Origin of the sequence: Colwellia sp. BRX8-7 (assembly GCF_014077275.1) — a bacterium.
Lineage (GTDB): Bacteria > Pseudomonadota > Gammaproteobacteria > Enterobacterales > Alteromonadaceae > Colwellia_A.
In genome coordinates this window covers 118,447-145,030 of the sequence record NZ_JACGVP010000010.1, presented here as the reverse complement: position 1 = coordinate 145,030, position 26,584 = coordinate 118,447, and the positions used below count along the sequence as shown (strand labels likewise).

Annotated in this window: 27 protein-coding genes; 12 read left to right on the top strand and 15 right to left on the bottom strand. The window is 36.9% G+C overall.

The window, feature by feature from the left end:
• Window positions 1-124: 124 nt before the first annotated feature.
• The 6 genes from miaB (at window position 125) to H4J57_RS11560 (ending at window position 7,353) form a co-directional block, all read left to right on the top strand.
• The gene (gene miaB, locus H4J57_RS11585) at window positions 125-1,567 is read left to right on the top strand and encodes a tRNA (N6-isopentenyl adenosine(37)-C2)-methylthiotransferase MiaB (protein ID WP_182215480.1); all 1,443 of its coding nucleotides are present in this window, start codon (window positions 125-127) and stop codon (window positions 1,565-1,567) included.
• Window positions 1,568-1,603: 36 nt separating this feature from the next.
• Complete coding sequence (locus tag H4J57_RS11580; RefSeq protein ID WP_182215481.1) at window positions 1,604-2,650, top strand: PhoH family protein; 1,047 nt, start codon at window positions 1,604-1,606, stop codon at window positions 2,648-2,650.
• Entirely contained in the window at window positions 2,650-3,108 is a 459-nt protein-coding gene (gene ybeY / locus H4J57_RS11575) for an rRNA maturation RNase YbeY (protein WP_182215483.1), read from the top strand. Before H4J57_RS11580 ends, ybeY begins: the two co-directional genes overlap by 1 nt.
• A 108-nt stretch (window positions 3,109-3,216) precedes the next feature.
• Window positions 3,217-4,092 carry an HlyC/CorC family transporter gene (locus H4J57_RS11570; RefSeq protein ID WP_070376146.1) on the top strand — a complete coding sequence of 292 codons (876 nt, stop codon included), beginning with the start codon at window positions 3,217-3,219 and terminating at the stop codon, window positions 4,090-4,092.
• 5 nt (window positions 4,093-4,097) lie between these two features.
• Entirely contained in the window at window positions 4,098-5,675 is a 1,578-nt protein-coding gene (lnt, locus tag H4J57_RS11565) for an apolipoprotein N-acyltransferase (protein WP_182243000.1), read from the top strand.
• A 16-nt stretch (window positions 5,676-5,691) separates the two neighbouring features.
• Window positions 5,692-7,353 (top strand): amidohydrolase, encoded by a 1,662-nt coding sequence (locus tag H4J57_RS11560; RefSeq protein ID WP_182242997.1) that lies wholly within the window; start codon window positions 5,692-5,694, stop codon window positions 7,351-7,353.
• Window positions 7,354-7,414: 61 nt separating this feature from the next.
• On the opposite strand, the gene H4J57_RS11555 is transcribed toward H4J57_RS11560, so the two are convergent.
• Window positions 7,415-8,383, bottom strand: a complete 969-nt coding sequence (locus H4J57_RS11555) for a diguanylate cyclase (RefSeq protein WP_182222684.1) — start codon at window positions 8,381-8,383, stop codon at window positions 7,415-7,417.
• A 2-nt stretch (window positions 8,384-8,385) separates the two neighbouring features.
• Complete coding sequence (locus tag H4J57_RS11550; protein ID WP_182215489.1) at window positions 8,386-9,495, bottom strand: response regulator; 1,110 nt, start codon at window positions 9,493-9,495, stop codon at window positions 8,386-8,388.
• Window positions 9,496-9,668: 173 nt separating this feature from the next.
• On the opposite strand from H4J57_RS11550, the gene tpx reads away from it, so the two are divergent.
• Both tpx and H4J57_RS11540 read left to right on the top strand, forming a co-directional pair.
• A complete protein-coding gene (gene tpx, locus H4J57_RS11545; protein WP_182242995.1) occupies window positions 9,669-10,331 on the top strand; it encodes a thiol peroxidase in 663 nt (220 codons plus the stop codon).
• Between the two features lie 295 nt (window positions 10,332-10,626).
• On the top strand, window positions 10,627-11,118 hold the full coding sequence (locus H4J57_RS11540; protein WP_182242993.1) for an Hsp20 family protein: 492 nt from the start codon (window positions 10,627-10,629) through the stop codon (window positions 11,116-11,118).
• Window positions 11,119-11,254: 136 nt separating this feature from the next.
• On the opposite strand, the gene H4J57_RS11535 is transcribed toward H4J57_RS11540, so the two are convergent.
• From H4J57_RS11535 to H4J57_RS11520, 4 genes are read right to left on the bottom strand one after another with little or no spacing between them, the layout of a single operon-like run.
• A complete protein-coding gene (locus H4J57_RS11535) occupies window positions 11,255-12,490 on the bottom strand; it encodes an ABC transporter permease (protein ID WP_182230468.1) in 1,236 nt (411 codons plus the stop codon).
• Window positions 12,483-13,223 carry an ABC transporter ATP-binding protein gene (locus H4J57_RS11530; RefSeq protein ID WP_310733593.1) on the bottom strand — a complete coding sequence of 247 codons (741 nt, stop codon included), beginning with the start codon at window positions 13,221-13,223 and terminating at the stop codon, window positions 12,483-12,485. Before H4J57_RS11530 ends, H4J57_RS11535 begins: the two co-directional genes overlap by 8 nt.
• Window positions 13,224-13,256: 33 nt before the next feature.
• Window positions 13,257-14,462 (bottom strand): efflux RND transporter periplasmic adaptor subunit, encoded by a 1,206-nt coding sequence (locus H4J57_RS11525; RefSeq protein ID WP_182242991.1) that lies wholly within the window; start codon window positions 14,460-14,462, stop codon window positions 13,257-13,259.
• A gap of 15 nt (window positions 14,463-14,477) precedes the next feature.
• Window positions 14,478-15,197, bottom strand: coding sequence for a YIP1 family protein (locus H4J57_RS11520; RefSeq protein ID WP_182242989.1), 720 nt, complete (start codon window positions 15,195-15,197; stop codon window positions 14,478-14,480).
• A gap of 312 nt (window positions 15,198-15,509) precedes the next feature.
• On the opposite strand from H4J57_RS11520, the gene H4J57_RS11515 reads away from it, so the two are divergent.
• From H4J57_RS11515 to H4J57_RS11505, 3 genes are all read left to right on the top strand, one after another.
• Window positions 15,510-16,484 (top strand): methylenetetrahydrofolate reductase, encoded by a 975-nt coding sequence (locus tag H4J57_RS11515; protein ID WP_404842436.1) that lies wholly within the window; start codon window positions 15,510-15,512, stop codon window positions 16,482-16,484.
• Window positions 16,485-16,557: 73 nt separating this feature from the next.
• On the top strand, window positions 16,558-17,262 hold the full coding sequence (locus H4J57_RS11510) for an ABC transporter substrate-binding protein (RefSeq protein ID WP_182242987.1): 705 nt from the start codon (window positions 16,558-16,560) through the stop codon (window positions 17,260-17,262).
• 16 nt (window positions 17,263-17,278) lie between these two features.
• Window positions 17,279-17,467, top strand: a complete 189-nt coding sequence (locus tag H4J57_RS11505) for a hypothetical protein (RefSeq protein ID WP_259366450.1) — start codon at window positions 17,279-17,281, stop codon at window positions 17,465-17,467.
• Here H4J57_RS11505 and H4J57_RS11500 read toward each other — a convergent pair whose 3' ends face one another.
• From H4J57_RS11500 to H4J57_RS11490, 3 genes are read right to left on the bottom strand one after another with little or no spacing between them, the layout of a single operon-like run.
• Entirely contained in the window at window positions 17,468-17,806 is a 339-nt protein-coding gene (locus tag H4J57_RS11500) for a HopJ type III effector protein (protein ID WP_182222109.1), read from the bottom strand.
• A 28-nt stretch (window positions 17,807-17,834) separates the two neighbouring features.
• Window positions 17,835-18,974, bottom strand: coding sequence for an RNA polymerase sigma factor (locus tag H4J57_RS11495; protein ID WP_182242985.1), 1,140 nt, complete (start codon window positions 18,972-18,974; stop codon window positions 17,835-17,837).
• Between the two features lies 1 nt (window position 18,975).
• Window positions 18,976-19,851, bottom strand: coding sequence for an alpha/beta fold hydrolase (locus H4J57_RS11490; protein WP_182242983.1), 876 nt, complete (start codon window positions 19,849-19,851; stop codon window positions 18,976-18,978).
• A gap of 197 nt (window positions 19,852-20,048) precedes the next feature.
• Between H4J57_RS11490 and H4J57_RS11485 the strand changes: the two genes are divergently transcribed.
• Window positions 20,049-20,288, top strand: a complete 240-nt coding sequence (locus H4J57_RS11485) for a hypothetical protein (RefSeq protein ID WP_182222105.1) — start codon at window positions 20,049-20,051, stop codon at window positions 20,286-20,288.
• 260 nt (window positions 20,289-20,548) lie between these two features.
• Here H4J57_RS11485 and H4J57_RS11480 read toward each other — a convergent pair whose 3' ends face one another.
• The 6 genes from H4J57_RS11480 to H4J57_RS11455 form a co-directional block, all read right to left on the bottom strand.
• On the bottom strand, window positions 20,549-21,466 hold the full coding sequence (locus tag H4J57_RS11480) for an ABC transporter permease (protein ID WP_182242981.1): 918 nt from the start codon (window positions 21,464-21,466) through the stop codon (window positions 20,549-20,551).
• Window positions 21,463-22,323 carry an ABC transporter ATP-binding protein gene (locus H4J57_RS11475; protein ID WP_182242979.1) on the bottom strand — a complete coding sequence of 287 codons (861 nt, stop codon included), beginning with the start codon at window positions 22,321-22,323 and terminating at the stop codon, window positions 21,463-21,465. Before H4J57_RS11475 ends, H4J57_RS11480 begins: the two co-directional genes overlap by 4 nt.
• The gene (locus tag H4J57_RS11470; protein WP_182218583.1) at window positions 22,320-22,676 is read right to left on the bottom strand and encodes a GntR family transcriptional regulator; all 357 of its coding nucleotides are present in this window, start codon (window positions 22,674-22,676) and stop codon (window positions 22,320-22,322) included. The genes H4J57_RS11475 and H4J57_RS11470 overlap by 4 nt, the downstream gene beginning before the upstream one ends.
• A gap of 251 nt (window positions 22,677-22,927) precedes the next feature.
• Complete coding sequence (locus tag H4J57_RS11465) at window positions 22,928-23,317, bottom strand: acyl-CoA thioesterase (protein WP_070376128.1); 390 nt, start codon at window positions 23,315-23,317, stop codon at window positions 22,928-22,930.
• Between the two features lie 135 nt (window positions 23,318-23,452).
• The gene (locus H4J57_RS11460) at window positions 23,453-24,931 is read right to left on the bottom strand and encodes a VCBS repeat-containing protein (protein WP_182242977.1); all 1,479 of its coding nucleotides are present in this window, start codon (window positions 24,929-24,931) and stop codon (window positions 23,453-23,455) included.
• Window positions 24,932-25,462: 531 nt separating this feature from the next.
• On the bottom strand, window positions 25,463-26,347 hold the full coding sequence (locus H4J57_RS11455) for an alpha/beta hydrolase (protein WP_182222102.1): 885 nt from the start codon (window positions 26,345-26,347) through the stop codon (window positions 25,463-25,465).
• Between the last annotated feature and the right edge of the window lie 237 nt (window positions 26,348-26,584).

The following is a 26,584-nucleotide window of genomic DNA, read 5'->3' as shown; positions in this document are numbered from 1 at the left end:
TCGGGTACTGGCGTCAAGCGTCAAGAAGGAGTAAAATATGCATCCTTAAATTGAACTAACTGCGAAGCAATAAATTTCATGTTAGTTTGTCTAAATTTTTAAATATTTAATGAGTGGAAAGTTAATGAGTAAAAAGCTATATATCAAAACTTGGGGTTGCCAAATGAACGAGTATGACTCGCAGAAAATGGCCGAATTATTAGATTCAACGCATGGTTTTGTATTGGCTGACGAAGCTGAAGATGCTGATGTCATCTTATTAAACACTTGTTCTATACGCGAAAAGGCACAAGAAAAGGTTTTTCATCAGCTAGGGCGTTGGAAACATCTAAAAGACAATAAACCCGGTTTATTAATTGGTGTTGGTGGCTGTGTTGCTTCTCAAGAAGGTGATGCTATTCGCCAGCGTGCGCCTTATGTTGATATGGTTTTTGGTCCACAAACATTGCACCGCCTACCTGAAATGATCCAACAAGTTACTGGTGATCATAATCCTGTTGTTGATGTTAGCTTTCCTGAAATTGAAAAGTTTGATCGTCTTCCTGAACCTAAAGCTGATGGCGCTAGCGCTTTTGTATCGATTATGGAAGGCTGTAGTAAATACTGTACCTTCTGTGTTGTACCTTACACTCGTGGTGAAGAAGTCAGTCGTCCACTTGACGATGTATTATATGAAATAGCTCAACTTGCTGCACAAGGTGTACGTGAAGTTAATTTATTAGGACAAAACGTTAATGGCTATCGTGGTATTACGCACGATGATGAAATTTGTCGCTTTTCAGAATTATTGCGTTTGGTTGCTACGGTTGATGGCATTGACCGTATTCGCTATACAACATCACATCCGATTGAATTTACTGATGATATCATTGAGGTCTACAAAGACGTTCCTGAATTAGTAAGTCACCTACATTTACCGGTACAAAGTGGCTCAGATAGAATTTTAACGCAAATGAAACGTGGTCATACTGCATTAGAATATAAATCACAAATTCGAAAATTAAAGAAAGCACGTCCAGATATTTGCATGAGTTCAGACTTCATTATTGGTTTTCCTGGTGAGTCGGATGCTGACTTCCAAGCAACAATGGATTTAATTAAAGCGGTAGATTTCGATTTAAGCTTTAGTTTTATTTACAGTGCGCGCCCTGGTACACCGGCAGCAGATATGATTGATGATATTTCTGATATCACTAAAAAAGAACGTTTAAAAGTGCTTCAAGACCAAATTACCCATCAAGCATTACGTATTGCACGTCAAATGTTGAATACAGAACAACGTATTCTTGTTGAAGGTCCTTCAAAGAAAAATCCGATGGAATTACGCGGTAAAACAGAAAATAACCGCACGGTTAATTTTGTTGCTCCTCACACGGTTATTGGTCAATTTGTTGATATTAAAATTACTGATGTTTATGCTAACTCGCTGCGCGGTGAATTAGTGCGCGAAGAAAGTGAAATGGGCTTGCGCATTGCGTATTCTCCACAAGACATCCTAGCGAACAGTCATCATACGAGCAAAAGTAGTAACATCGACGAGTTAGGTGTTGGTAGTTTTACGCCTTAATAATTAAAACCTTAGCCTATAAAAACGGATATAAATTTGACTACAAGTATTAGCAAACAATTTGACTTAACACCGCTTGATAATAATCGCCTAGCGAATTTATGTGGTTCAATGGACGATAACTTAAAAACCATTGAACGTCGCCTTGGTGTTAAAATAAGTTACAGCAGCAATGAATTTAAAGTGATGGGTGAACCCGCAAATTGTGAAGCCGTCATTGTCTTGCTTAAGAATTTATATATTGAAACGGCAACCGTAAAAAATGAGCTAAAAGAAATCACAGAAAAAATGGTCCATCTTGCTATTTTAGACGCAAAAGTGCTTGAGCAAGAGCCCACTAAAGTTGATGTTGATTTCGACAAGTTAGTGACTATAAAAACCAAACGTGGTGTCGTCAAACCTCGTAATCCAAACCAGCAAAGTTATGTGCATAACATTATGAGTAATGACATTAGCTTTGGCGTTGGTGTTGCGGGTACGGGTAAAACCTATTTAGCCGTTGCTTGTGCTGTTGAAGCTCTTGAAAAACAAGAAGTTAGACGAATTCTGTTAACACGCCCTGCCGTTGAAGCGGGTGAAAAATTGGGATTCCTTCCAGGTGATTTATCACAAAAAGTGGATCCTTACCTGCGCCCTTTATACGACGCACTCTTTGAAATGCTGGGTTTTGAAAAAGTTGAAAAGCTTATCGAGCGCAATGTCATTGAGATTGCTCCTCTTGCCTATATGCGTGGCAGAACATTAAATGATGCTTTTATAATTCTTGATGAAAGTCAGAATACGACCGTAGAACAAATGAAAATGTTTTTAACCCGTATTGGCTTTAATGCCCGTGCTGTTATCACCGGTGATATTACCCAAGTAGATTTACCACGTGGTGCTAAATCAGGCTTACGTCACGCGATTGAAGTGCTTGACGATATTCCAGGCATTAGTTTCAACTACTTTGAATCAAAAGATATTGTCCGCCACCCGGTGGTGGCTAGAATTGTTGATGCATATGATGCTTTTGAACAAAAAGAAAAACGTTTAAAAGATGAAAAAAGAAATAAAGCGGCACTTGATGCTATGGATAATCAATAGTGGCAACACTACTCGATCTTCAACATGCTTGTGATGCCAAAAATTTACCCAGCAATGAACAGTTTCAATCTTGGGTAAATATCGCTTTAAATAATGATAAAACGGATTTTGAACTTACCATTCGTCTCGTTGACGTTAAAGAAAGCCAGTCTCTGAACTTACAGTATCGTGGAAAAGATAAACCGACCAATGTTTTATCATTTCCTTTTGAGGTACCAGCAGAAATTGAACTAGACTTACTCGGTGATTTAGTTATTTGTGCTGACATCGTCGCCCAAGAAGCCAATGAACAGCACAAAGACCTGCATAATCACTGGGCTCATATGGTGATTCATGGCTGCTTACACTTATTAGGTTACGATCATATTGATGAAGTTGAAGCCACAGAAATGGAAGCACTGGAAACAAAATTACTTAAAGCACTCGATATATCCGATCCTTATATTATAAATGAATAAATTTATCCTTTATAATTCATAGATAAATAACCACTTACTACTTGAATTTACTTTCGATTGATTAGAAAATAAGCAACAAGTTAACCTTACAGGAAATAAATAAGCTCTATGAGCGATGACCACCCCCACTCTAGCAACGGCTCTGCAAATCGATCGATACTTGATAAAATAGTACAGGTCTTTACCGGAGAGCCCAAAAGTAAAGACGAATTGGTTGATGTATTAAATGACGCTGAAGACCGCGACTTAATTAAGCCAGAAACCAAGTTAATGATCCAAGGTGTATTAGAAGTTTCTGATATGCGAGTGCGTGATATTATGATCCCAAGATCGCAAATGGTCACGCTTGATATCAACGATCCGATTGAACATTCTTTACCTATCATTTTAGAGTCTGGTCACTCTAGATTTCCTGTTATTAACGACGATATTGATCACATTGAGGGAATTTTACTCGCTAAAGATCTGCTCGCTTACGGCTTTGGTCAACAAGAAGAATGCATCATAGCCAAAATAATTCGTCCATCGATTATTGTTCCAGAAAGTAAAAGAGTTGAACCGTTATTACAAGAGTTTCGTTCTCAGCGTTATCATATGGCAATTGTTGTTGATGAATATGGTGGCGTTTCTGGTGTTGTCACCATTGAAGATATTCTTGAATTAATTGTTGGTGAAATTGAAGATGAAACAGATGATGAAATTGAACTAGATATTAAGTATCTTGCCGGTAATGTTTATCAAGTTAAGGCATTAACAGAGCTTGATGACTTCAATGAATATTTTAATACTGAGTTTGATGGCAACGATGCCGATACTATTGGTGGCGTAGTGTTACATCAATTTGGCCATATGCCTAAAAAAGGTGAAATAATGACGATTGGTGATTTTGAATTTAAAGTCACCGCTGGCGATAATCGCCGTATCCAAAGCTTACATATTACGATTCCAAAAGACCATAAAATCAATGGAAAGATAGTCGACTAACCTCAATGGCGATCAAGACACTAGGCACTCGCCTACTAAAACGACTACGCGATAACTTATTTAATAAGCGTAACTGGCTCAGCTTCCTTGCGGGGCTCAGCTTAGTGCTCGCCTACGCACCTTTTTCGCTATGGTGGCTGATGCTTATTGTGCTGCCGTTATTTCTCCATTCTATTAATGGTACTGATGTAAAGACAGCCACTAAACAAGGTTTCATCTTTGCTCTTGGTTGGTTTGGTAGCGGTATTAGTTGGGTGCATGTCAGTATTGATCAATTTGGTGGTTTGCCACTATTTTTCTCATTGTTATTGATGGTGTTATTGTGTTGTTATTTGGCACTTTATCCAGCACTTGCTTGTTATTTATCAACGAGGTTTGCGCCAAAGAAAAAATTCTCTCTATGGTTACTGCCACCCTGCTGGCTTATTTCAGAATATTTGCGTGCTAACATCTTGACTGGTTTTCCCTGGCTTTCAATTGGCTATAGCCAAATCGATGGTCCACTAGCGAGTTTTGCACCACTGATTGGTGAAATAGGAATAAGTGCTTTGCTGCTGGTAATCAGTATTGCGGTTATTAATGTTGTAAATAACTGCTATCGTAAGACACATATACTCTTATTGATTGCTGTGTCTATCTCCGCTTATTTTTTAACGAATGTTGCTTGGGTAACACCGACCAGCAAAACAATTACCGCTGCTTTAGTACAAGGTAATGTTGAACAATCAATGAAATGGCAGCCCGAAAAAGAGTGGCCCATCCAATTAAAATACCTAGATCACAGCCGAGAAAATTATGATGCTGACATTATTGTTTGGCCGGAGTCAGCAGTAACAGCATTAGAACCCGCTGCACAAGACTTTCTCAGTATGGCCGATAGATCTGCCGCACTCAATGATAGTGCTATTATTACCGGTATTTTAGATTACAAATATCAATCAAAAACCTATTTCAATTCACTGATTGTCATCGGTAAAAAAGAAAGTAACGACGATACTGGGCATTACCGTTATAACCATAGTAACCGCTATTATAAAAACCACCTGCTACCCATAGGTGAATTTGTGCCTTTTGGTGACATATTAAGAAAAGTTGCGCCAATATTTAATTTACAATATTCTTCTTTCACCCGAGGTGACTATATTCAACCCAATCTTGTTGCTAAAGGCGTTCATCTATTACCGCTTATTTGTTTTGAAATTGCCTTTCCTGAGCAATTAGCCGCTAACTTTACCGACGAAACCAACATTTTACTCACGGTTAGTAATGACTCTTGGTTTGGCGATTCACATGGTCCACATCAACATTTAGACATTGCTCGCATGCGCGCTTTGGAATTTGGTCGACCACTACTACGTGCCACCAACAATGGGGTAACCGCTATCGTTGATCACCAAGGAAATATTCAAGCCACACTGCCACAATTTACTGACGCTGTGCTTAAAGCTGACCTTGAACTCGTCCAAGGAAAGACTTTTTATAGTCAATATTGGCAACTTATTCATTGGTTATTACCATTAATACTATTAATTTTATTTTTCTGCCTTTATCCTATGCTCAATAAAAAACATAAAAAACAATAATACATAGGATTTATTTATGAAAGTATTGACTAAACACCTGGCCACTTTAACCTTATTTTTACTGACTTCTACCAGTTTCGCCTTCGCACAAACAACCATTATCACCAATGTTCAGGGCTATACTTTAGCTGACCAACAATTAAAGCAGTTTACGGCTATTCAATTTACCGATGATAAAATTGATAAACTTTTTATCGATGGTGAAGTACTACCTAAATCCGGACAGATGACTGTTATCGATGGCCAAGGTAAAACACTACTTCCGGGCTTAATTGATGCTCATGGCCATATATTAAGTTACGGCTTAAGTTTGATGCAAGCAAATTTACTTGGCTCACTTTCAGAAGAATCAGCGGTAAAGAAAGCCATAAATTATGCAAAGGCAAACCCAGATATTACTTGGGTACAAGGACAAGGGTGGAACCAAACTCAATGGGAAAACACCCAATTTCCAACAGCAAAATCGCTAGATAAACACTTTCCTAACAAACCCGTATTCTTAAGACGTGTTGATGGACATGCGGGCTGGGCCAATACCAAAGCGATGGAACTTGCTGGTATAACATCAGCGACACAAAGTCCAACGGGTGGCGATATAATTCGTGATGACTCTGGTCAGCCAACAGGAATTTTTATTGATAATGCCATGGATTTGATCACTAAAAGCATTGCCCCTTTGACCAAGCAAGAACAAAAATTAGTCTTAAAAAAAGCGCTTAATAAATTGGTCTCTTTTGGTTTAACCAGTGTTCATGATGCTGGTATTTTTACTGATAACCTTGAACTATTCAAAGAATTGAGCAATGAAAACGCCCTCCCTATGCGTATCAACGCTATGTTGTATTTACCCTCTGAAAATTGGCAGGAAACACTCAAACAAGGACCATTCACTAGCCGTGATAACATGCTTAATTTTAATAGTGTGAAAATTCAAGCCGATGGTGCTTTGGGTAGTCGTGGCGCCTCTTTAATTGCTGATTATTCAGACCATACTGGTCATAAAGGTTTAATGTTACATGACAAAGAAAAGTTAACCTTGTATATGAATACTGCGATGAAGGCAGGTTTTCAGGTGAATACTCATGCCATTGGTGATAATGCTAATAAAGTGGTTCTAGATTTATATCAACACCAAATAAAAGCAACAAATACCGAAGCGCTTCGTCATAGAGTTGAACATGCGCAAATATTACAATTAAGTGATATTCCTCGCTTCGCTGAGCTCAACATTATCGCTTCAATGCAAGCTACACACGCAACCAGTGATAAAAACATGGCTGTTGACCGAATTGGTGAAGAACGTATTTTAGGTGCTTATGCATGGCGTAAATTGATGAATGCCAAAGCTATAATCGCTGCAGGCTCAGATTTTCCAGTGGAATCTCCTAATCCATTTTTTGGTTTACACTCTTCAGTCACCCGTCAAGATCATCAGAACCAACCGAAAAATGGCTGGTTCAGTGAAGAAAGTATGACACGCTTAGAAGCCTTACGAACTTTTACTATTGACGCGGCTTATGCAGCACACCAAGAAAATACTTTAGGGAGCTTAGAAAAAGGTAAAAAAGCTGACTTTATTTTATTAGAAGATAATTACTTTACGGAAAACCAACAAGATATCTGGAAGAATAAAGTCATAGCAACTTGGGTAAATGGAAAAAAAGTTTACGCTCACTAAAGTAAATATTTTATATAAAAAAAGCCCTTACGGGCTTTTTTTGTGACTTATTGGTAACGAACTAAACTAGTTGCTTAGGGTGCAAGGCTATTTGATTACGGCCATTATCTTTTGCTCGGTACATAGCGGCATCAGCACACTCAATCCAAGCTTCATAACTTTCAATACTAATGTCTATTTCAGCAATCCCCATACTTACCGTATATTTAACATCAATGTCGTTATATTTCACCACAGATTTTTCAATCTCTTCTCTTAATCGTTCAGCAAATACTTTACCATTATCTAATGGTGTGTCCGCTAATAATATAACAAATTCCTCACCACCGTAGCGCCCCGAAACATCTGTTTCACGCACATGATGGCGAATAAGTCCTGAGATATGGCGAATAACTTCGTCACCAACGACATGGCCATAGGTATCGTTAACCACTTTAAAATGATCAATATCAATCATCACTAAGCAACTAGGGTTTTGACTACGGATCCAACGCTTGTATTCCGCTTGCAAGCAATGCTCCCAGTGCGTGCGATTAAACAGTTTTGTTAGGCCATCAGTTTGACTCAAAATAGCTAATTCTTTATTCGCCTTAACTAAGTCTTTTTTATGAGAAGCATTATCAGTCACATCATAAATAATGAGACATAAATGAGTCACTATTCCTGTCGCTGACATCAAAGGAATAAAAGTAGTATTTTGATACATATAATCAGCCGCCCCTGTGATAGGACGATAATTTTGAAACTTAAACAAATAAGGACGTTGTTCCCAAATTGTAAAGGCTTTATTTTTTAGTAAAAAGACTGATTCAGCTTTGCGCTTAAACCATGCTTCAGGTATTTCATCAAACAAAGGGAATAGCACTTTATCTTTCACTTCACGGGGTAACAGACCGCTATGATTCTCCATAAAACCATTCCATATTTGTACTTTATAATCTCTATCTAGTACAACCAATCCTACATCGATGGTGTGTAACATTTCCATTAACCAATGTAATTCATTTATTTGTGATGTTTCTAATGACATAGTTAATCCAGTAAGTAAGAGATTTTATTATTGAGTGTACGCATAGACTCTTCGGTAAAGAGTAAGAGTAAATCACATTTGATTGAATAGTCTTCAATGCTATAACTAATTTCGATAGCTAAGGTACGCTTCCATTTTTTAGAGTTGGTCGCTATCAACTCAGATATTTTTTTATGTTGTCCTAAAACAACGGGGTGGCCTTGGCTAAAAGGCATATCTAATTGGGCAGAAACACCATTTAAACAAGCACCAATAAGTACATTGGCTAGATCCATTAATAATTCAAGCTCAGTACTTTCATCAACTTCATACTTATAATTCATTAATGAAGCAACATCTTTAAAACTTGAGTCATTTAAAATAAGTAGTGCTTCACCAGAAATACCCGCGCCAATAAATCCTTGGCAAATTCCCGAAGTACTTTCTTGTTCTTCTACATCAGAGAGCGCCATGCTCAGTTCACTAACTTCAATTAAGTTGACATTAGGAATGGGGAGAACAACAAACACATCAAGTAAACGCGCTAATAAATCTCCTGCTTGTCCCATAGCGACGTTGGCTATTTCTTGGTAACAGTCTCGAAGTTCAGGGTCTAAGAAAAACGCTTCATCTGATTGTTCTCTTTCAATACTAACTGTCTCTGCCGCTTGTGTCAGTGGTGCCAACTCGCTATGTTTAGGAGCTGGAGCTATCACCGGTGGTTTTTCGATTTCAACGGGTAAAGGCTTTTCTTCTTCGCTGTCTTGGGTAAAAATACCGTAAGCCAATAATATTTCTGTTAGTTTGGTTTTATTGACTGGCTTTTGAATAAAGTCTAGAGCACCTAAGCTCGTAACACGTTGGTGTGCTTCTGGCTGTATATCGCCAGAAATTACAATCACCATAGTGTTTAAGTCTTCTTTAATAATAGTTTCAAGGACTTGGTAACCGTCCATCACAGGCATATTTAAATCAAGTAAAAGTACATCACCTTTACCAGCTTTTATTGCTTGAATGCCTTCTTCGCCGTTAGTAGCAAAGCTTATCTCGACATCCCAATCATCAGGTAAAGAACGTGCTACCTGCTTACGCGCCATATTTGAGTCATCACAAATTAACAAGGGTATTGACATATTTTCGTTATTCCTATTTTCAGATAATAGTTGTGGTGATGATTTTTCAACATTTTACTGTTTATCTATAAATAACAATAGATAATATTTGAAATAAAGCACTAAATAATGGCTATTTTTTATCGTCAAAGTTAACATCTCTTTATCCAAAATTTTTAAGCGCGCTTAACATTATGAAATTTTCAACCGTATTTCTTACTTTTTCACTGATTTTAACTTTAAATAGCCTGAGCACTTTTGTCGCATCTGCAAAGCCACTTGATGAAGATAATTTACAACAAACAACTGACTTAGTTAAGGCAAATAACAAATTCATCACGCTATTAGGTACACAAGTTGATGTTGGTCAAAAAGCCCCTAATTTTAAAGTGGTTAATGCCAGCTTTGTGCCGGTAACTCTCGAAGCATTCTCAGGAAAAAACATTCTTATCTCTGTGGTACCAAGTTTAGACACGGGCGTCTGTGCCTTACAAACAAAACGTTTCAACGAAGAAATGGCTAAATTACCCCAAGACATTGTTGTGTTAACGATTAGCAATGATTTACCTTTTGCGCAAAAACGTTTTTGTGAAGCAGAAAGTATCGATAAAATAACGGTCTTATCTGATTCAGTGTGGCGCAACTTTGGTAGTAATTACGGCTTACTCATTAAAGATATGGGCTTATTAACGCGAGCGATATTTATTATTGATTCATCAGGAATGATCGCTTACAAGGAAATTGTTGCTGATATTTCAAAGCACCCTAATTATGAATTAGCCCTTTCGACCATACAAGCATTAAGCCCAAGTGAAACACTGGATATGGAAACGGTTCAAGAGAATAACGACAAATAATAAATCACAACATTTCAAAGACTTAAATTAAAATCAATTTTAATTTAAATTTAAAACTTGAAAAATAAAACATCGCGCCCATCTTTATTAATGTAGTCGCCACAAGCTAAACGGGACTACATTAACCGCCTGTTCAATATTGAAAGGCACCTTAAATCTCTGAGAATAATAATTTCAGCCTAGCTATATCGCGACTTTATGTTGGTTATAGTAAGCACAGAAATATTCAAAAGAGATCCCATATTGCTAATACCCTTACATCTCAATTATGGGTATAACTAATAGGATATGAATTATGCGTATACAAACAGATATCAGCCCACTTTACCGTTCATTTATTGGCTTTGAACACTTAGCGGGTTTAATTGAAAAAGCGTCTCGTACAGACAAGCAATCATCTTACCCCCCTTACAATGTAGAATTACTTGCCGAAGACCAATATCGTATTACTATGGCTATTGCTGGCTTTGCCGATGAAGACCTTGAAATTGAATCAAAAGAGAACACCTTAATCGTTACCGGTACCAAACCTGTCAACGATAATGGTTCACCAAGAAACTTTGTACATCAAGGTATTGCTGAGCGTAACTTCGAACGTAAATTTCAACTCGGTGAACATGTCAAAGTCATCGGTGCTTTTATGGAGCATGGTTTGCTGCATATAGATTTAGAGAGAGAAATACCTGAAGCGTTAAAACCAAGAAAAATTGCGATAAATGGTAAAAGTTTACTGCAAAAACGTCCCGTCTCTACGGTTAATAAATCAATAGCAGGCAACGAAAGTTAACCTTTTTTGATTGATTGTGTTTATCCCTTATATTTTTTGCCCAGTCAATGACTGGGCTTTTTTTAATCAATTAAATATTGGCTTACTTTACTTAACCTCGAAGATAAGTGGTCCTTACCATTAATACTCGCGTTAGTTATTCATAGCGTAGTGCGTCAATAGGATCTAAGTTAGCCGCTTTCGCAGCAGGTATAATACCAAATAATAGCCCAACTCCCGCGCTAAAACCAAACGACAACATCACCGCCCACAACGGAACTTCTGCAGAGGGTAAGTCGATTAAATTACTCACTAATGCGCCAATACCATAGCCAATAGCTAAGCCAATTAGTCCTCCTAATAAACACAAGAACACCGCTTCAATTAGAAATTGTAGCAGTATGTCAACTCGCGTTGCGCCAAGCGCTTTTTGAATACCTATTTCGCGGGTGCGTTCAGTCACTGAAACCAGCATAATATTCATAATACCAATACCGCCTACCAATAATGAAATACCAACAACACCACTGAGCACCATAGTCGTACTTGAGGTAATACTATTGACGGTTTCAAGCATTTGCTCTGCGGTACTAATTTTAAAATCATCCGCTGTTTCTTTAGATATATTATGATTTCGACGCAGTAGATTTTGAATATGCTGCTTAATACTTTCAAGTTGATTTGCATCGTCCACTTGCAGCGAAATACTGATATCGGGTTCTTCAGCACCACCTAACAAAGCTCTTGTTGTTGTATAAGGCAACAGTATAAAGTCATCTTGATCAAAGCCAAAAAGTTTACCACGCTTTTCTAGCACGCCAATCACTTTAAACCACTCACCGCCAATCATAATATACTGACCAACAGCAGAACCTTTGATTTCAAGTTTGTCTATAATCGAGTCCCCTAACACGGCTACGCGGCGTCGAGACTTATCATCATTTATATTAAAAAAGCGCCCCGTTTCAGGAAAGATGCCATATAGGGATTGATAACTAGAGCCAGTACCGACAACGCGTGTTGCCGTTGACTCCCCTTTATACTGAACTACGCCATTTGGGCCTGTTGCGGCAACCGTTGGAGTGATATGGCTAATGCCTGAAACTTTATACTGTATTTCTAAAAAGTCACGGTAAGTTAATTTGGCAACTTTGCCTTGAAGACGTTCTTTTAGCGGCGTAAAAGCATTAATACTGACAACATTAGTGCCCATATCGTCGAACTGCGAAGTAATACTGCTGCTTAATCCTTGTACGACAGAGACAACAGCAATCACTGAGGCAACGCCAATAATAATACCTAAGGTTGTTAAAAAACTTCGAAAACCGTGAGCACGCACCGAATGTGCCGCTGAACGAGTACTCTCAACAATTTTAAAGAAAACACTAGACATTAGCACTCTCCTTTATCAGTTGCTGCTCTTTATAGTGCTGTTCAATATTTGGGTTTAATGAATCAGCAACTAAGCAGCCATCAGTTAAGCGTATAACTCGCTGACAACGATCGGCTATTTCCTGTTCATGGGTTACAATAATTAGGGTTTGGCCATCTTGGTGAAGCTCATCAAACAGTGCCATAATTTCCATTGTGGTTGCTGAATCTAAATTCCCGGTAGGTTCATCTGCTAACAATATCGCAGGTTCAGTGACTAATGCCCGAGCGATAGCGACACGCTGACGTTGTCCACCAGACAACTGATTCGGTAAATGGTCAATGCGGTCTTTTAAACCGACCCGGGTTAAGGCTAGCTTAGCCTTTATACGGCGTTCTTTGATTGGCATGCCTCGATATATCAATGGTTGCATGACATTTTGTAAAGCACTTGATCTGGGTAATAAATTAAAACTTTGAAAAATAAAGCCAATTTCTAAATTTCTAATACCCGCCAGAGTTGTTTCATCAAGCTTAGCTACATCTCTGTCTTTAAGTTTATATTCACCACTTGTTGGATAATCTAAGCAGCCAAGAATATTCATCAAGGTCGATTTACCTGACCCCGACTGTCCGGTTATAGCAATAAAGTCATTATATTGAATATCCAAATCAAAATTATTGAGTGCATAAAACGCTTGATTACCCATTTTATAAAGGCGAGCGATATTTCTTAATGAAATAATTGGCGCTATCACTTTTTTTTCTTGAGAAATGTTAGACATCATTTATGCCTCTTTATCGATCACTTTCACCGACTGAGCATCTTTTAATTTACCAAGTGCTCTTGCGGGTCCAATGATCACTTTATCACCTACTTTTAGGCCTAAAGTAATTTCTTGTAAGCGATCATTTGAGATACCTAGCTCAACATTCTGCTTTACAGCCTTACCATCAATAAGCACAAATACGTGGTCAACATTATCTGCAAGCGCTTCGTTATCGGTCTCATCGTCTACTTGAACGTTCTTGCCCTGTGTAGCAAAAATGACTGACTCACTGGGTACCGCTATCGTTTTACTTTTACTCTGGGTATATATTTCGGCGCGACAACTCATACCAGGTCGAACGGCGATAGTATTTGAGTCAGACAATAATATTTTAACTTTGAAGCTTAAACCTTGTCGTCCTTGTGCGCGCTTAGCTGTGGTGGCAATGCTCTGAACTTGCCCCTTAAGCGCTTTATCAGGAAAGGCGACCGCAAAGATATCGGCTTGCTGTCCAACAAGAATATTTGCAATATCTGCTTCGTCGACCTCTACTTCAATGAGAATAGAAGAGGGATCAGCTAAAGTAATTAAATTCGATCCTGAAATATTTGTGCTGCCACTAATGGCTGTTTCGCCTTGTTTAATATCAACTGACGTCGCAATACCCTTTATAGGAGAACGAAAAACGGTTTTATCTAAACGCTCTTGTGCTTTATCAAGTGTAGCTTGCGCTTGCAGTAAAGATTCTTGACGAGAACGTAAATCAATTTTTGCTAATGCGTATTGATTGTCGATAAGTTCATAAGCGTCACGGTCAAGAATTTTTCGTTGATATAAGTCATGTTTGCGCTGCCATTGAGATTTTAAGTTTTCAATTTTCTTGCTTTGATGCTCGATGGCAATCTTTTGAATACGAACAAAAGCCGCTTGTTGCTCAACATCAGCACGGAAAGTACGAGGTTCAAGGCGCATTAATACTTGTCCTTTAGTCACCTCATCACCTTCTTCTATTAACATTTCACTGACTTGGCCAATAACTTCAGAGCGTAACTGAACCTGCTCTTTATAAACTAAAGTGCCTGAGGCCAAAATTGAACGTTTAATGTTTTCAGCAGCCACTTGCTGAACCTTAACTTCAAGCGTCTGGGATTGACCCGTTTTTTTAAAGTAAGCTAAACTGACTAGCCCAATAATAACCGCAATAATAATCAGTATTTTTTTCATAAAATCGTGCTCTTTTTAAGCGATAAACATTATGTATAAAGCCCAAGAAATAAAGATAAGTATTTGTGGAGCAGCAGCAATAAAAAATGCTTTTTGAGTGTTAATATTCAACCAAGAGCGCAGACCGATAGTGGTCACTGCAATCAGCCAAAATGAAAATAAGTTAATCGCTTCAAGCAGGCCAAACCAAGCATTGTTTGCCTCAACAGAAAATAATAAGCTATTAAAACTTGTTGGCTGCAAATCTTGCATTGACACCCTACCATCGCCAGCAAATATAATAACAAGTGCACTTAGCACGACAGAGATAATAGCAGGAAAACTTGCCCACCAAGTAAACGCAAACCATTGAGTAAATTTATACTCACTTGCCGCGCTGACTTTCGTCACTATGTGGTAATAGACGGCTGTCAGCATGTTAATAACCACAAAACCTAAAGAGCCACCAATAGCGGTTGTCCAAATCATGGTATCCTTTTGATAAAAACTTGCTACGGCTTTAAGCTCATCATCGGTCATCGGTTTTGACGCCGCAATTTGGTTAATCATTTGCTCTTTTAACCAAGTAAAATCAACAACACTAAAGTAATAGATAAATAACACAAAAGTAGAACTAGTCAGCAGAATAAAAGGTAACCATGACCAGCCTTTTTTCTCTTTAACCGTATCAAAAGCAACAAGGGGTGAAAGTATAGTATCCAAGCAAGCTTGAAAAGGGTTTGCAGACAATTTCATAATCTTCTCTTTTTAGTTTTTTTAGTTTTTTTATATACAGCAATAACTTGTTGAGTTCTATTGCCAACACTGTACAGCTAATTAAATATAGAGCTAACCTATCATTACGAAGTATTACGTCAACTCTTTTTGTAAACTATTTGTAAATTATTAATGATAACTTTGATAAAAAATAACTAAAATAAAAATGATTAATGCCATTTTTATTTTTTATTAACAATAAAATATAAATATCACAAAGATTTTTAGTGGCTAAAAAGGTATTATCATGACATCAGTTTTATCAAATTTACGGTATAGAATAAAGTGAACATAGGATCAGAATTAAGAGCTCGCTATAACGATAATACACGCGGCGTCTATTTTATTGGCACAACACCTCCTAAAAGTGATACACCAGCAGAGCAAATTGAAATTATTGCTAATAAGCTGCTTGAACGTGTCAGTGATATCGATTTTGATGGTTTGATTGTTTATGATATACAAGACGAAAATTCGCGTACCAATGTACCGCGTCCTTTTCCTTTTAAATCAACATTAGATCCCCGTTATTATTCATCATTACTGCAGAATCAATCTCAACGACCCGTAATCACTTATAAAAGTGTTATTCAGTCAAATAACGATGATTTTGATCAATGGGCAAATGAAGCTTGGCACACATATGGCATTCGTGACGTTGTTCTTGTTGGTAGCCCTTCGCAAAAAAACACGATTTCATTGCCACTTGCCAGTGCTTATAAAACCTTAGTTGATAATAAAAATGATTTCTTTATCGGTGGGATCACCATTGCAGAACGTCATGCAAATAAAGGTAATGAACATACTCGGTTGATAGAAAAACATCAACAGGGCTGCAATTTCTTTATTTCTCAAGCTATCTATAATCCACAAGCCACTATAGATATGTTGACGCGCTATGCGATTGAATGTCAGCAGCAAGGATTAAAGCCTCAGCGGATAATTTTAACATTTTCACCTTGTGGCAGTAAAAAAACACTCGAATTTATTGAATGGTTAGGTGTTAGTGTTCCTGAAGCGACTAGTTTACGTATTCTTAATGCGGAAAAACCACTATATGAATCTATTCGCATCTGTTTAAATACTTTACAACAAATACTCGATGCTGTTTTACCCTACGATTTACCATTAGGGTTAAATATTGAGAGTTTAACCAACCGTAAAGAAGAAATTGATGGCTCAATTTTATTATACAAATTACTGCGTTCAACCATGGAAAACTACTTGTCCAAACAAGAGCTCGAGCGATTAATTCATCAGAAGTAATAATTTAAGCACAAGCTATTATTTTTGTTATAATTGAGACAGAAGAAAACCGAAACAACGAGTCTTTTATAGCATGAAGTGGATTTGTATTTTATTGTTTATCAGTTTAAGCGCTCAAGCAGAAACGATAAGGGTGGCACTCTCCTTCGATGGAAAGCCTCCTTATTCATTTGGTGAACAAGAGCATCGCGGTATTTATGTCGAAGTGTTTCAAGAGATATTTAAACTAACCCCTTATCAATTAGAGTTTGTTTATCTCTCTTCTGCACGAGTACGTTCTAGCTTTACCGACGGTAAAGTCGATATCGAATGTTGTCCTATTGGCGCGTGGCGAGCAAACGAAACGGCTATTTCTATCTATAGCCAACCGCTATTTAAAACTGAAGACGTTTATGTATTTCCGAAAGGAAAATTAAGAAATATAGGTCCGTTAGCAGATGAAACCATTGCAACGATCAACGGATTTGGCTACGCTTTTGATACCGTTTTCACCCGTTATGATGTTGAAAGTGAACTGAAATTATTAAAACTTATTGAAGGCAATAGGTTACCAGTCGGCATTGTCGATAGAACCATAGTTAACTACCTGAGTAGAAGTCATCAGTTAACCGTTGTCATAGGTCAAGTTCATGAACATTCCCTACGCCCGTTACGTATACATAAATCTAAAGCGCATATCGTGCCGATCATAAACCAAGCTATTAATAGCTTAATAAATAATAGAAAAATAAGTGCTATAGTCAGTAAATATACCAGCACGTTAAAAGAAGAAAATTAAGCCATTGAAATTAATTATGAAAACAGCGTTTGATAATTTAAGAAACAATCCGCTCCATCAATACCAAAGCGACACTAATGGCGAAAAACAAGTCGTAAAAGTTTATTTTGGTGAGTCACTTATCGCCAAAATGATCAAACTAAAAAAATCTGTTCGATATTTTGGCGTAAAAGGTTACGAACAATACCTAATAGAAGAGGCATAATTACGAAAGCGCAACACCAAAAAAATTAATACCTTGCCAGCCCTGCTTAATGAAGTTTCTAATATTTCCGTGATCTGTCCCCGCAGAATTCAACATAACATCCTCGCGGTAATAATGACCAAAACACGCCAATGTTGCTTCTTTAGATAGCCCCTGTAATTGTGCAAAAGCAAAAATTTTACATGAACCTTCATTCGTGCCTGACAGATTAGTTAATTCACCATTTTCAAATGCACATGGCTGATAATGGTAATTAGCAGAAATAACCGCCATCACTTCATTAAATTCAATCAGTTCTGGGGTAGCATTTACCTTTTCAAGTAATTCATTTAATTGCATAGTGTTCCTATTTAAATCTATATTTTTATTACCAAAAAGTCGCAAAACGGCCGCTATTGTATAAACCAACAAGTAAACCTGACCCCCCCCCCAAGAAGCCCATTATCAAGCCGAACTGGCACCATAACTTATCTTTTTTTGATTGCTTAATCAAATCAGTGTCACTTAATTCTGTTGTAGCAATCGAAAGCCCCACGAGTGTGTTCACTTGTTGAGTTGAACGATAAATAAAATAAAATAATGTTATAAAACATAAACAAGGCATCCCCCAACCTTCTGTGAATTCATAACTTAACGTGAAAAAAATACCACTGAGGAACAATTGAAAAGCTGTTTTATTACGTAACACCTTAAGCTGAGCTTTTTGTTTTTCATCTACCATCTTTTCAATGACTTTGGACATACCAATATAACTTGCCACCATACCGAGTAAAGCGCCGATCATTGCGCCTCCTAAAGCCAATAGTACTTTTACTAACCAATGGCTTTGACTACTCACAATACTTTTCGTGACAACAGCTGCAGCAACAGGTGAACTCACTGAAAGTCCTGATAAAACTAACGCCGTAAAACCTAACGGGCTCGTTGATAAAATAACTTTGCCATAACGTGCTAAGACTTGTTCTTTTATTAATGCTCGTACGCGGCTTAAACGTTTTCTAACCGTCGCTTCGTTTAAACCTAATAGCAGAGCTACACACTGGCTACTTTGCTGCTCTCTGTAATATAACAAAACAATTTCTCGACTCTCGTCGGGTAGCTCTGCTAATAGCGTTTGAATTAAAGTATTTTGTTCTTCGCGCAGTAAACTTGCATCGCCCGAATGACTTGGGTCAACAAGTGTGGCAAGTAAAATATCGGTTTCATCACCTTTTACGTTACGGTTAACCTTTTCGTCTCTTATATGATTTAACGCGGTGTAACGGGTGATTTGTCGAACCCAAGGTAAAAAGCTTATATTCTCTTTAAGTTGGTTGATTTCTCGCCATACTTTAATGAAAACTTTTTGGCTCACATCTTCACTGCTATCGAGATCTTTGGTAATAGCTAAAGCAATAGCGCCTACGGTATTTGTTAGTTGTTCAATTAAACGGGTAAAGGCGAGTTGATCCCCCGATTTTGCTAGTGCGATATCAGGAAGTAATTGTTGCTCATCAGTAAATAGCATTTTATAACACTCCCTGTAAGAATATATCTGTTTGTGCCATTAACCATTTATTATCATCCCACATAATAAAATGTCGAGCATCAATGTTGGTAATTAAATGGGCATTAGGCACATTTTCTATTTGTTGTTGATATAACACGGTAGCAAATCGTCGAGATTCTTCATCGGTAAATGCACCTTGCGCAGCAATAAGCAGTAAGGGCGTTTTCACTTGCTTTAATGGCTCTCGTAAATCATTGAGTAATAAAAAATGCAAAGCTGAAGCCACTGTTTTTTGATCAGACACTTTTGCCATAGCAATAACCGCTTGCTGATTTTCTATTGATGTGGCTTGAATAGCAATGGTTTGTTTAGTCATATCAGCCATTTGCTGAGTCGTTGCTTGTTGATACATACTTCGAATGTAGTCAGCTTGTCGTTGCATATCTTTTGGTATAGTCGCAGCTGTTTTTGTAAATATTGGCGCAATATAAGGTAAGCCGTCGACCGCAATAATGGCAGAAAATAGTGCCTCATTTTTTATCGCTAAACTATAAGATAAAAAAGCCCCTAAGCTATGCCCTATTAATACTGATTTTTGTAATTGATGTTTTTGTATGTAGCTCAATAATTCAGATTTTACCGCGGGTATAATATTATCTGCACTAGGGCATGGGGCTGTCGTTGCAAATCCTGCAATACTCACCGTATGCACCTGATAATTTTTTGCTAGATATTCTTCACTTTTCTGCCAAACCTCGCCGTTACTCATTAGTCCTGGAATTAAAATTATCGGTTGTCCTTCACCGTGCACCTCAACACTAATGCAACTTTCAGCTTTGGTATTCAGGCTTATCGAAATCACGAGTACGGTTAATATTATATGTACTATATTCATCATTTTTCCTTGTTGTAATCGATAGGAAGACAGAAACTTCCTATTTCATTACCAAGACACCATCACTTTTTATTTCGTGACATTTTTTTAAATTAACTTTCGAAACCTCATGTAACATTTGTAATTAATTTGGCTATAGAGTGAATAAGATAACTTTGCTAAGCTAATTCATATTGAACAAAGAAGAGAAATAAAGCATGAAGATATTTCAAAATAAAGAAGTGCAAGGTTTGTGCTTATGTCTTGCCGTAATGGGGTTAACCTATACACTGTTATTAATGGTTTTAATTTTATTTACGGGTATTAAGTTATATAAAACAGTGATTATTGTTATCACGCTTTCAAGTATACTTTTTACACTAGGGCTCAATAAGCAGGTTAAAAATCGCTTAAAGCTACAAGTTGAAGGTTTTTTTGCAAAAATAGTTACCGCTTAATTTATCTTTATCACGCTATAGTATCAACTATAGCGTATCTAGTTTTCAGCAAGAATAACCGACTCCTTACCTGTTCACACATTAATAATTTATTCTGCTACATTCAGAATAGAACTGCCTCAAGTATATTTAACAACAAATAATAACTCATCTTTATTCTGGTTAATTAATTTAACCCATAAAAAAAACTGCATCATTCACATATTGAATATGTTGGTGATGCAGATTTAAATAATAAAGATTAATGTTCTGTAATTGAGTTACACCTCAGCTTTATTCTTTCTTAACCAATATGTGCCATAAAGTAATGAAATACCCACTAATACACTTCCTATATTTAATTTAGTAATAAGTGCTTGCAATGGTACCGTTCTGGCAAAATTTTCTTGCCCTTGTACAGATTCAACAAATTGTGATGAAAGTGAGAAATACTCAAGTAATAAGCCACCTATATAGAATTGCGATAAATGGAAGTAGTGCACGACAAAGCCTTCCACTAATAAAACAACGGCGACAGGTAATATTGCCCATAAAAATGGTGCTTTCTTCGCATACATAGACGCTAACATTAACCATGCAAACAAAGGTAACATCCAAATAGCAAGAGGGATAAGGTGTAACCAAATAAGTGATACTCCACTTAAAATATCAGCTTCAACCCACAATGCCCATAAGCTAGCATCGTAACCAACCGACAATATAATGCAAACTAAAAACGCTAACAAAAGAATCAAGCACAAAGTAGCGGTTGCGGCTCCTAAAAATATAGCTGGAATTGCCAAGGCTCCGGTAATTAATTTGGCAATAATTGCTGTGACATCAGAAACAGGTAACGAGCGCCAAAACATAATAGATAAATCTCTGCGTTCATCAAATAGACATACAGTAAAATAATAAAGCTGAATGATTAACGCCACCACTAAAAAGGGTGCAAATAAAGAAAGAGCCATTACAAAGAATAACTTAGGAATCATTGGTGCATGCTCAGCAGAAAAAAACTGTTCAGGGAATGTCGTTAAAAACTGAAATAAGTCACTAAAACTTTCATTACTTTGCATAAAAATAGCGAGAGGCATCACGATGACCAAAGCAGCGATAACCATGGGCACCCATTTTAGAATATTGCTAAATTCCCATAATTCTTTTTTAATTGAAGTTGTTAATACTTTCGTGTTCATGAACATATCTCCTTGGTCATCACGCCAACAAAAATGTCAGCTAAACTCGGTACGCTTATTTTACCCAACGTTTGTAAGTCCTCATTTTTTTGATTGTCAAAAAGCATGGTCGTTAACCCCATTAAACTATTTGAAAAGAGCGGTTTAAATTGCTTTGCTTGCTCGATATTGTCCTGAGTTACGGTTAACAATGTAAAACGTTCACGAATATTTTCAGTGCTTTCAGCTATAACAATTTTACCTTCTTGAATAAAGGCAACATCCGTTAAAATATGCTCAATTTCTTCAATCTGATGCGTAGTTATAAGAATACATTTATCTTCCGTATAAAAATCCTCTAATAAGTGCGTATAAAACTGTCTACGGGTTAAAATATCTAACCCCAACGTTGGTTCATCTAAAACAAGCACTTTAGCGTCTATAGCTAACACTAAAGATAAATGTAACTGAGTAACCATTCCTTTAGACAAAGCCTTCACTTTATCATTCATATCGATATTAGTTTTTGCCAGAAATGTACGTGCTTTTTCAATATCGAAATTAGGATGAACATCATTCATGTAGCTTAATGCTTGAGTAACTTTTAAACATTTGGGCAATATAGCGACATCTGAAATATAGGCGACATCGTTAAGCATCTTTTCACGGTCTTTTCTTGGATGATGGCCAAGAACATTAATATCACCTTCAAAATCAATTAAACCTAGCATCGATTGAAGACATGTGGTTTTACCCGCACCATTAGGACCAACTAAACCAACAATTTGTCCTTTATGAATACTTAAGCTCACATCAGACACAACATGTTTCTTACCGTAAGATTTGTTTAAGCCTGTTATAGAAATCAATTCATTCATAACTTATCTCCTGTTAGCAACTGCTCAGCAGAAAGTTTTAATCGCGTTATTTGTTTTAATATTTCTGGCCATTGCTGAACCAAGAAAGTTTCGCGCTCTCGATCAAGCATTAGCTCTTGCGCTCCTGATTTAACAAATAAACCTTTTCCACGCTGTTTTTCTACAACTTGTTCATCCTGTAACATTTGATACGCCTTAGAAATAGTAATTGGATTCACTTGATATTCTGCAGCCACTTTTCGGACTGATGGCAATGCTTCGCCTTCTTTGATATAACCATCGAGAATACGAGCAACAACTTGCTGGTATAACTGTAGGTATATCGGTTTTTCATTATCCCACTGAGGTGTCATAATATTTCCTAACGGTAGTTATGCTTAAGTTCTGTTATTTATGTTTAAATAAAAACAATATAGGTGTTATACACCACCAACACACTAACACACAAGAAAAATATCTAGATAAAATAATCTACATATGTAAATAAATATTTCAAAATGATTCTTTAGCGGAGTAAAATCAATAAAAAAACTAAAAAAATCAACAGAAAATGTTGATTTTTTATGACAGGGATATTTTTGATGAGAATCTAAACTGGCGTGATTTATTCGGCTTCTTGAGCTTGTAAAGCTAGTAAGGTTTTTCCATGTGGGATAGGTGCTTTAGTTTCAGGGTCGACTTGTACAAAGACAATATCATCAGCTAAACAGATGGTCTTTTTAGTAATTTTATTACGCATTAAACAAGTGATTGTTATTGACGTTTTCCCCACACTTTTGGTTGATAATCCAAACTCAACTACATCACCCTGCACGGCTGGTGATTCAAAATTTATCGCACCAATATGTTTAGTCACTAAACAGTTAGTCTCTAATTGACAAATAGCAAAAATAGCAGCCTCTTCATCAATCCAGGCTAATGCGCGGCCACCAAAAAGTGAGTTTGCATAGTTTAAATCATTAGGAAGAACCAATCTACGGGATAAAAAGCGCATAATGTGACCTTAAAAATTGTCATGATGTTATTCATAGCACCATGACATTGCTAAAAAAGAGGGAAGGCTTTTGATTTGCTTGCAGCAAAGAACATCGGCATTCACCCGTGATAGTATAGCGAACTTTAGTGTTAATTAACTCGCTGATAACCATAATGTCAGTTTATTTTCGCCCACTTCTTTCTCTTCATCTTCATCATAGTGGGTGCCATATAAAAAGAGGATGTCTGCTTTACCATCATTATTAAAATCTTTAATTTCAGTGCGGACACTTTTAGGTAAGGAAATTTCATAATCAGCGCCACGTTTAGCAAATAAACGTTTGCCTTTAGCCCCCGAGTAGATGGTAAATTCTTTATCATCAGTTTTAAGGATCAAGTCATTAATGCCATCACCATTAAAGTCGCTAACATCGGTTAGTGCCTCACCGTCACTGCCAGAATTAATTGCTATTTCAACTTCATTTTCATAAACAGGCTTTTTTACATACTTACCGTTTTTTTCCAACTTATAGAAGCGTAAATCCATATCTATAGCACCAGACATTGCCGACATCATAGTACCTATGCCCATTTCAACACTTAAGGTGTAATAATCTTTCAAGCCATCACCATCAACATCTTTAAACTTTATCATACCTTCACCATCAAAAGTCGCATGACCATCAGCTTCCTTTTTGTACTGCATCAGACCATTTTCTATGAACCCATAACGTATCATCAGGTGATTAGTTCTAGACATCATGCCTTCTCGTACTGACTCTTTGGTGACAATATCAACGAGCCCATCACCATTTATATCTTCAATGGTTTCAAGCTTTACAGAAGCACTTTTTTCACCTTGCTGTTTTTTTATCTTAGAATTCTTATTTTCTAAATGTGCATTTAAGTTAATAACCATGGGATTATGATCAAATAACTGAGTAGGTGTTTGAGCAAAGACCATCAATTGATCATCAATTTGGAAGGCGATATCTTTTTTGTCATCGTGATTAAAGTCAGCATGGTAAAAATTTTGTGGGGTAAATGACAGACCACGCCCTGACTTTTCAATACGAGGTGATATAGCAAAGGATTGTTGAGTAAATGCTCCCGTAGCGTTTTGCAAATATATATGAGTTGTATCTAAACTATGAGTAATAAAATCGCTTAGGCCATCCTGATTAAAATCGTGGACAAAATCACCAAAGTTTACCTCAAAAATGCCTTGGTACTTGTATAAGGTATCAACGTCTATCAATTTACTGATGGTTTTATCTTCTAGATTGTAAGACATCACCGCATTAGTTGTTAAGTAAACAATCACTTCGCCTACTTGCTTCGCCAATGTTGCTTGATTAAAGAACTGTGCGTTTTCTGGAATATCAATAATCTGTGCTTGTTCAACTAATCCACTCTCACTGATACGGGGATAATAACTAAAGCGGTTATCATCATGAATAAGTAGATCAACATCACCATCTTTCTCATTTAGATACAGCAACTTCCCTGTTATTTTGTGCTGCGAGCTTTGCTGAGATTTATTAAAATTTAATTTATTAGCTTTTGCTAGAAGTAGAGGAGAAGCTAAAGTCGTTAATAATAAAACCATCGTTATTGTTGCTATCTTTGACATAATAATCCTTTGGTGTCTGATTTATTGCTAGCCTTTATGCCCATCTAAGTGAACACAAAGATATTGAACTAATATTGATTACAAATAATTAACATAGTTCAAATTTAATAGCATTATCCTCTAATACCAAGTAATAAATGGTAACAATGGCTGTTTTTACAAAGTTGAGCTGCCTGACCTATCATTGAATAAGGATGAGTTGTGCTTGTCGTTATGTTGATTTTATCTTTTACTAGGGTTATTAAACAAAGTATTTATCTAGGATTAATCCTAGATAAATACCTACAACAAGGTTATTCATTGATAACACCTTCATGTTTACGCATCACATCATTTTATGTTGTCGGTGGGAGGGTAGAGGAATAGCTTTTACCCTTGCAGCATTCAGTAAAGGCGATTGCAGCAACTTTTTAAGTACTAAAGTATAGGCTAAATATCTACACTGAATTAATAACATTATTGACTTAATAAGGTATCGGATAAAAGGTTATCTGTATAACCACTTAAAAAACGACCTAACGGTTCGGTAAGTCAGTGAGATTTTAACCATTTTACTAACTGTGGATAGTGATCAATTCTAGCATTAGGATGAGTAAGAATATTAATGTGATCGTAATTTTGCATATTCCCTGAAGATTTTGACAACAAAGTAAATTTCGCTTTCGGATTATATTCTTGAATGAAAATATTTACATCGCTGGCATGTCCTAACACTTTATCTTTACTACCAGTAAAGTGCCATGTTGGAGGCCAATCAATTGACTTAGCTGCTTGAAAGTAATCAAAACCATCTGTCGTATCATGCCAAGCACTTTTTTTAACCCAAGCGACGCTATCGGCTAACGATTGTTCGGTTTCATTATCAGAGCCAATACCATGCTTTTTAGCATCTAAAAATCCTTTGTTCCTTGCCAATTTAGGAGCGACATTATTCCAAACAATATCCACTTTAAACATTTTTTCTAAACTTTTTACCGTCACCATGCGCTTGGTACCAAAACAAGTTTTACTACGAATACGTTCAATTATTTTAGGAAATCTGGCCAACGTACTCGCCAATAAAACCCCTCCCCAGGAATGTGCAACAAGATGAATTTTTTGTTGTGTGACTTGAAAAATGTAATTTATAAAATGTGGAATATCTTCAGTGATCGCTTCAAATTGACCATGTACAGCATGTTTATCAATACGAGGCGTGCTTTCACCACGGCCACGTAAATCGGCGACATAAACATCAAAGCCCTGCTCTGCTAAGTAGCATGCTAGACCTTTACCTTTTTTAGTATAAAAAATAAGGCCATTTTCAATAGCACCATGTAACATAAAAATAGGCGTACCGCCCTTTTGTTGCCAAATATGCCTTAAATGAAGTTGATGATCTCCATGAGATAAAAATAAAGATTCTTGATTTGTCATAGGATTATTAAAATATTCGTGAATAGAAGAAAACAAAGGTCAGACCAGTTAACAATCAGCATACGGTGTTGGATACTGTTGAGCAACAAAAATAACTTAAGACTTGGATTACTGGCAAGATCCCAACCATAAGACTAGACAGTCGATAAAAAAGTCAATAACCTACTCACATTTACAATATTATTGCCGTTAAGCATCATTTGTGTAACAGAACATGATACAAAAGTATTAAAGATC

Excerpts from the sequence above, each read along its gene's own strand:
- H4J57_RS11520 (WP_182242989.1), bottom strand. The coding sequence starts at position 15,197 with ATGAAATTGTCTGCAAACCCTTTTCAAGCTTGCTTGGATACTATACTT.
- H4J57_RS11475 (WP_182242979.1), bottom strand. The coding sequence starts at position 22,323 with ATGAATGAATTGATTTCTATAACAGGCTTAAACAAATCTTACGGTAAG.
- H4J57_RS11455 (WP_182222102.1), bottom strand. The coding sequence starts at position 26,347 with ATGACAAATCAAGAATCTTTATTTTTATCTCATGGAGATCATCAACTT.
- H4J57_RS11510 (WP_182242987.1), top strand. The coding sequence starts at position 16,558 with ATGAAGTGGATTTGTATTTTATTGTTTATCAGTTTAAGCGCTCAAGCA.
- H4J57_RS11560 (WP_182242997.1), top strand. The coding sequence starts at position 5,692 with ATGAAAGTATTGACTAAACACCTGGCCACTTTAACCTTATTTTTACTG.
- miaB (WP_182215480.1), top strand. The coding sequence starts at position 125 with ATGAGTAAAAAGCTATATATCAAAACTTGGGGTTGCCAAATGAACGAG.
- H4J57_RS11550 (WP_182215489.1), bottom strand. The coding sequence starts at position 9,495 with ATGTCAATACCCTTGTTAATTTGTGATGACTCAAATATGGCGCGTAAG.
- H4J57_RS11535 (WP_182230468.1), bottom strand. The coding sequence starts at position 12,490 with ATGTCTAGTGTTTTCTTTAAAATTGTTGAGAGTACTCGTTCAGCGGCA.
- H4J57_RS11470 (WP_182218583.1), bottom strand. The coding sequence starts at position 22,676 with ATGACACCTCAGTGGGATAATGAAAAACCGATATACCTACAGTTATAC.
- H4J57_RS11525 (WP_182242991.1), bottom strand. The coding sequence starts at position 14,462 with ATGAAAAAAATACTGATTATTATTGCGGTTATTATTGGGCTAGTCAGT.
- H4J57_RS11480 (WP_182242981.1), bottom strand. The coding sequence starts at position 21,466 with ATGAACACGAAAGTATTAACAACTTCAATTAAAAAAGAATTATGGGAA.
- H4J57_RS11490 (WP_182242983.1), bottom strand. The coding sequence starts at position 19,851 with ATGAATATAGTACATATAATATTAACCGTACTCGTGATTTCGATAAGC.
- H4J57_RS11540 (WP_182242993.1), top strand. The coding sequence starts at position 10,627 with ATGCGTATACAAACAGATATCAGCCCACTTTACCGTTCATTTATTGGC.
- H4J57_RS11460 (WP_182242977.1), bottom strand. The coding sequence starts at position 24,931 with ATGTCAAAGATAGCAACAATAACGATGGTTTTATTATTAACGACTTTA.
- tpx (WP_182242995.1), top strand. The coding sequence starts at position 9,669 with ATGAAATTTTCAACCGTATTTCTTACTTTTTCACTGATTTTAACTTTA.
- H4J57_RS11465 (WP_070376128.1), bottom strand. The coding sequence starts at position 23,317 with ATGCGCTTTTTATCCCGTAGATTGGTTCTTCCTAATGATTTAAACTAT.
- lnt (WP_182243000.1), top strand. The coding sequence starts at position 4,098 with ATGGCGATCAAGACACTAGGCACTCGCCTACTAAAACGACTACGCGAT.
- H4J57_RS11555 (WP_182222684.1), bottom strand. The coding sequence starts at position 8,383 with ATGTCATTAGAAACATCACAAATAAATGAATTACATTGGTTAATGGAA.
- H4J57_RS11495 (WP_182242985.1), bottom strand. The coding sequence starts at position 18,974 with ATGCTATTTACTGATGAGCAACAATTACTTCCTGATATCGCACTAGCA.
- H4J57_RS11570 (WP_070376146.1), top strand. The coding sequence starts at position 3,217 with ATGAGCGATGACCACCCCCACTCTAGCAACGGCTCTGCAAATCGATCG.
- H4J57_RS11485 (WP_182222105.1), top strand. The coding sequence starts at position 20,049 with ATGAAGATATTTCAAAATAAAGAAGTGCAAGGTTTGTGCTTATGTCTT.
- H4J57_RS11505 (WP_259366450.1), top strand. The coding sequence starts at position 17,279 with ATGAAAACAGCGTTTGATAATTTAAGAAACAATCCGCTCCATCAATAC.
- H4J57_RS11500 (WP_182222109.1), bottom strand. The coding sequence starts at position 17,806 with ATGCAATTAAATGAATTACTTGAAAAGGTAAATGCTACCCCAGAACTG.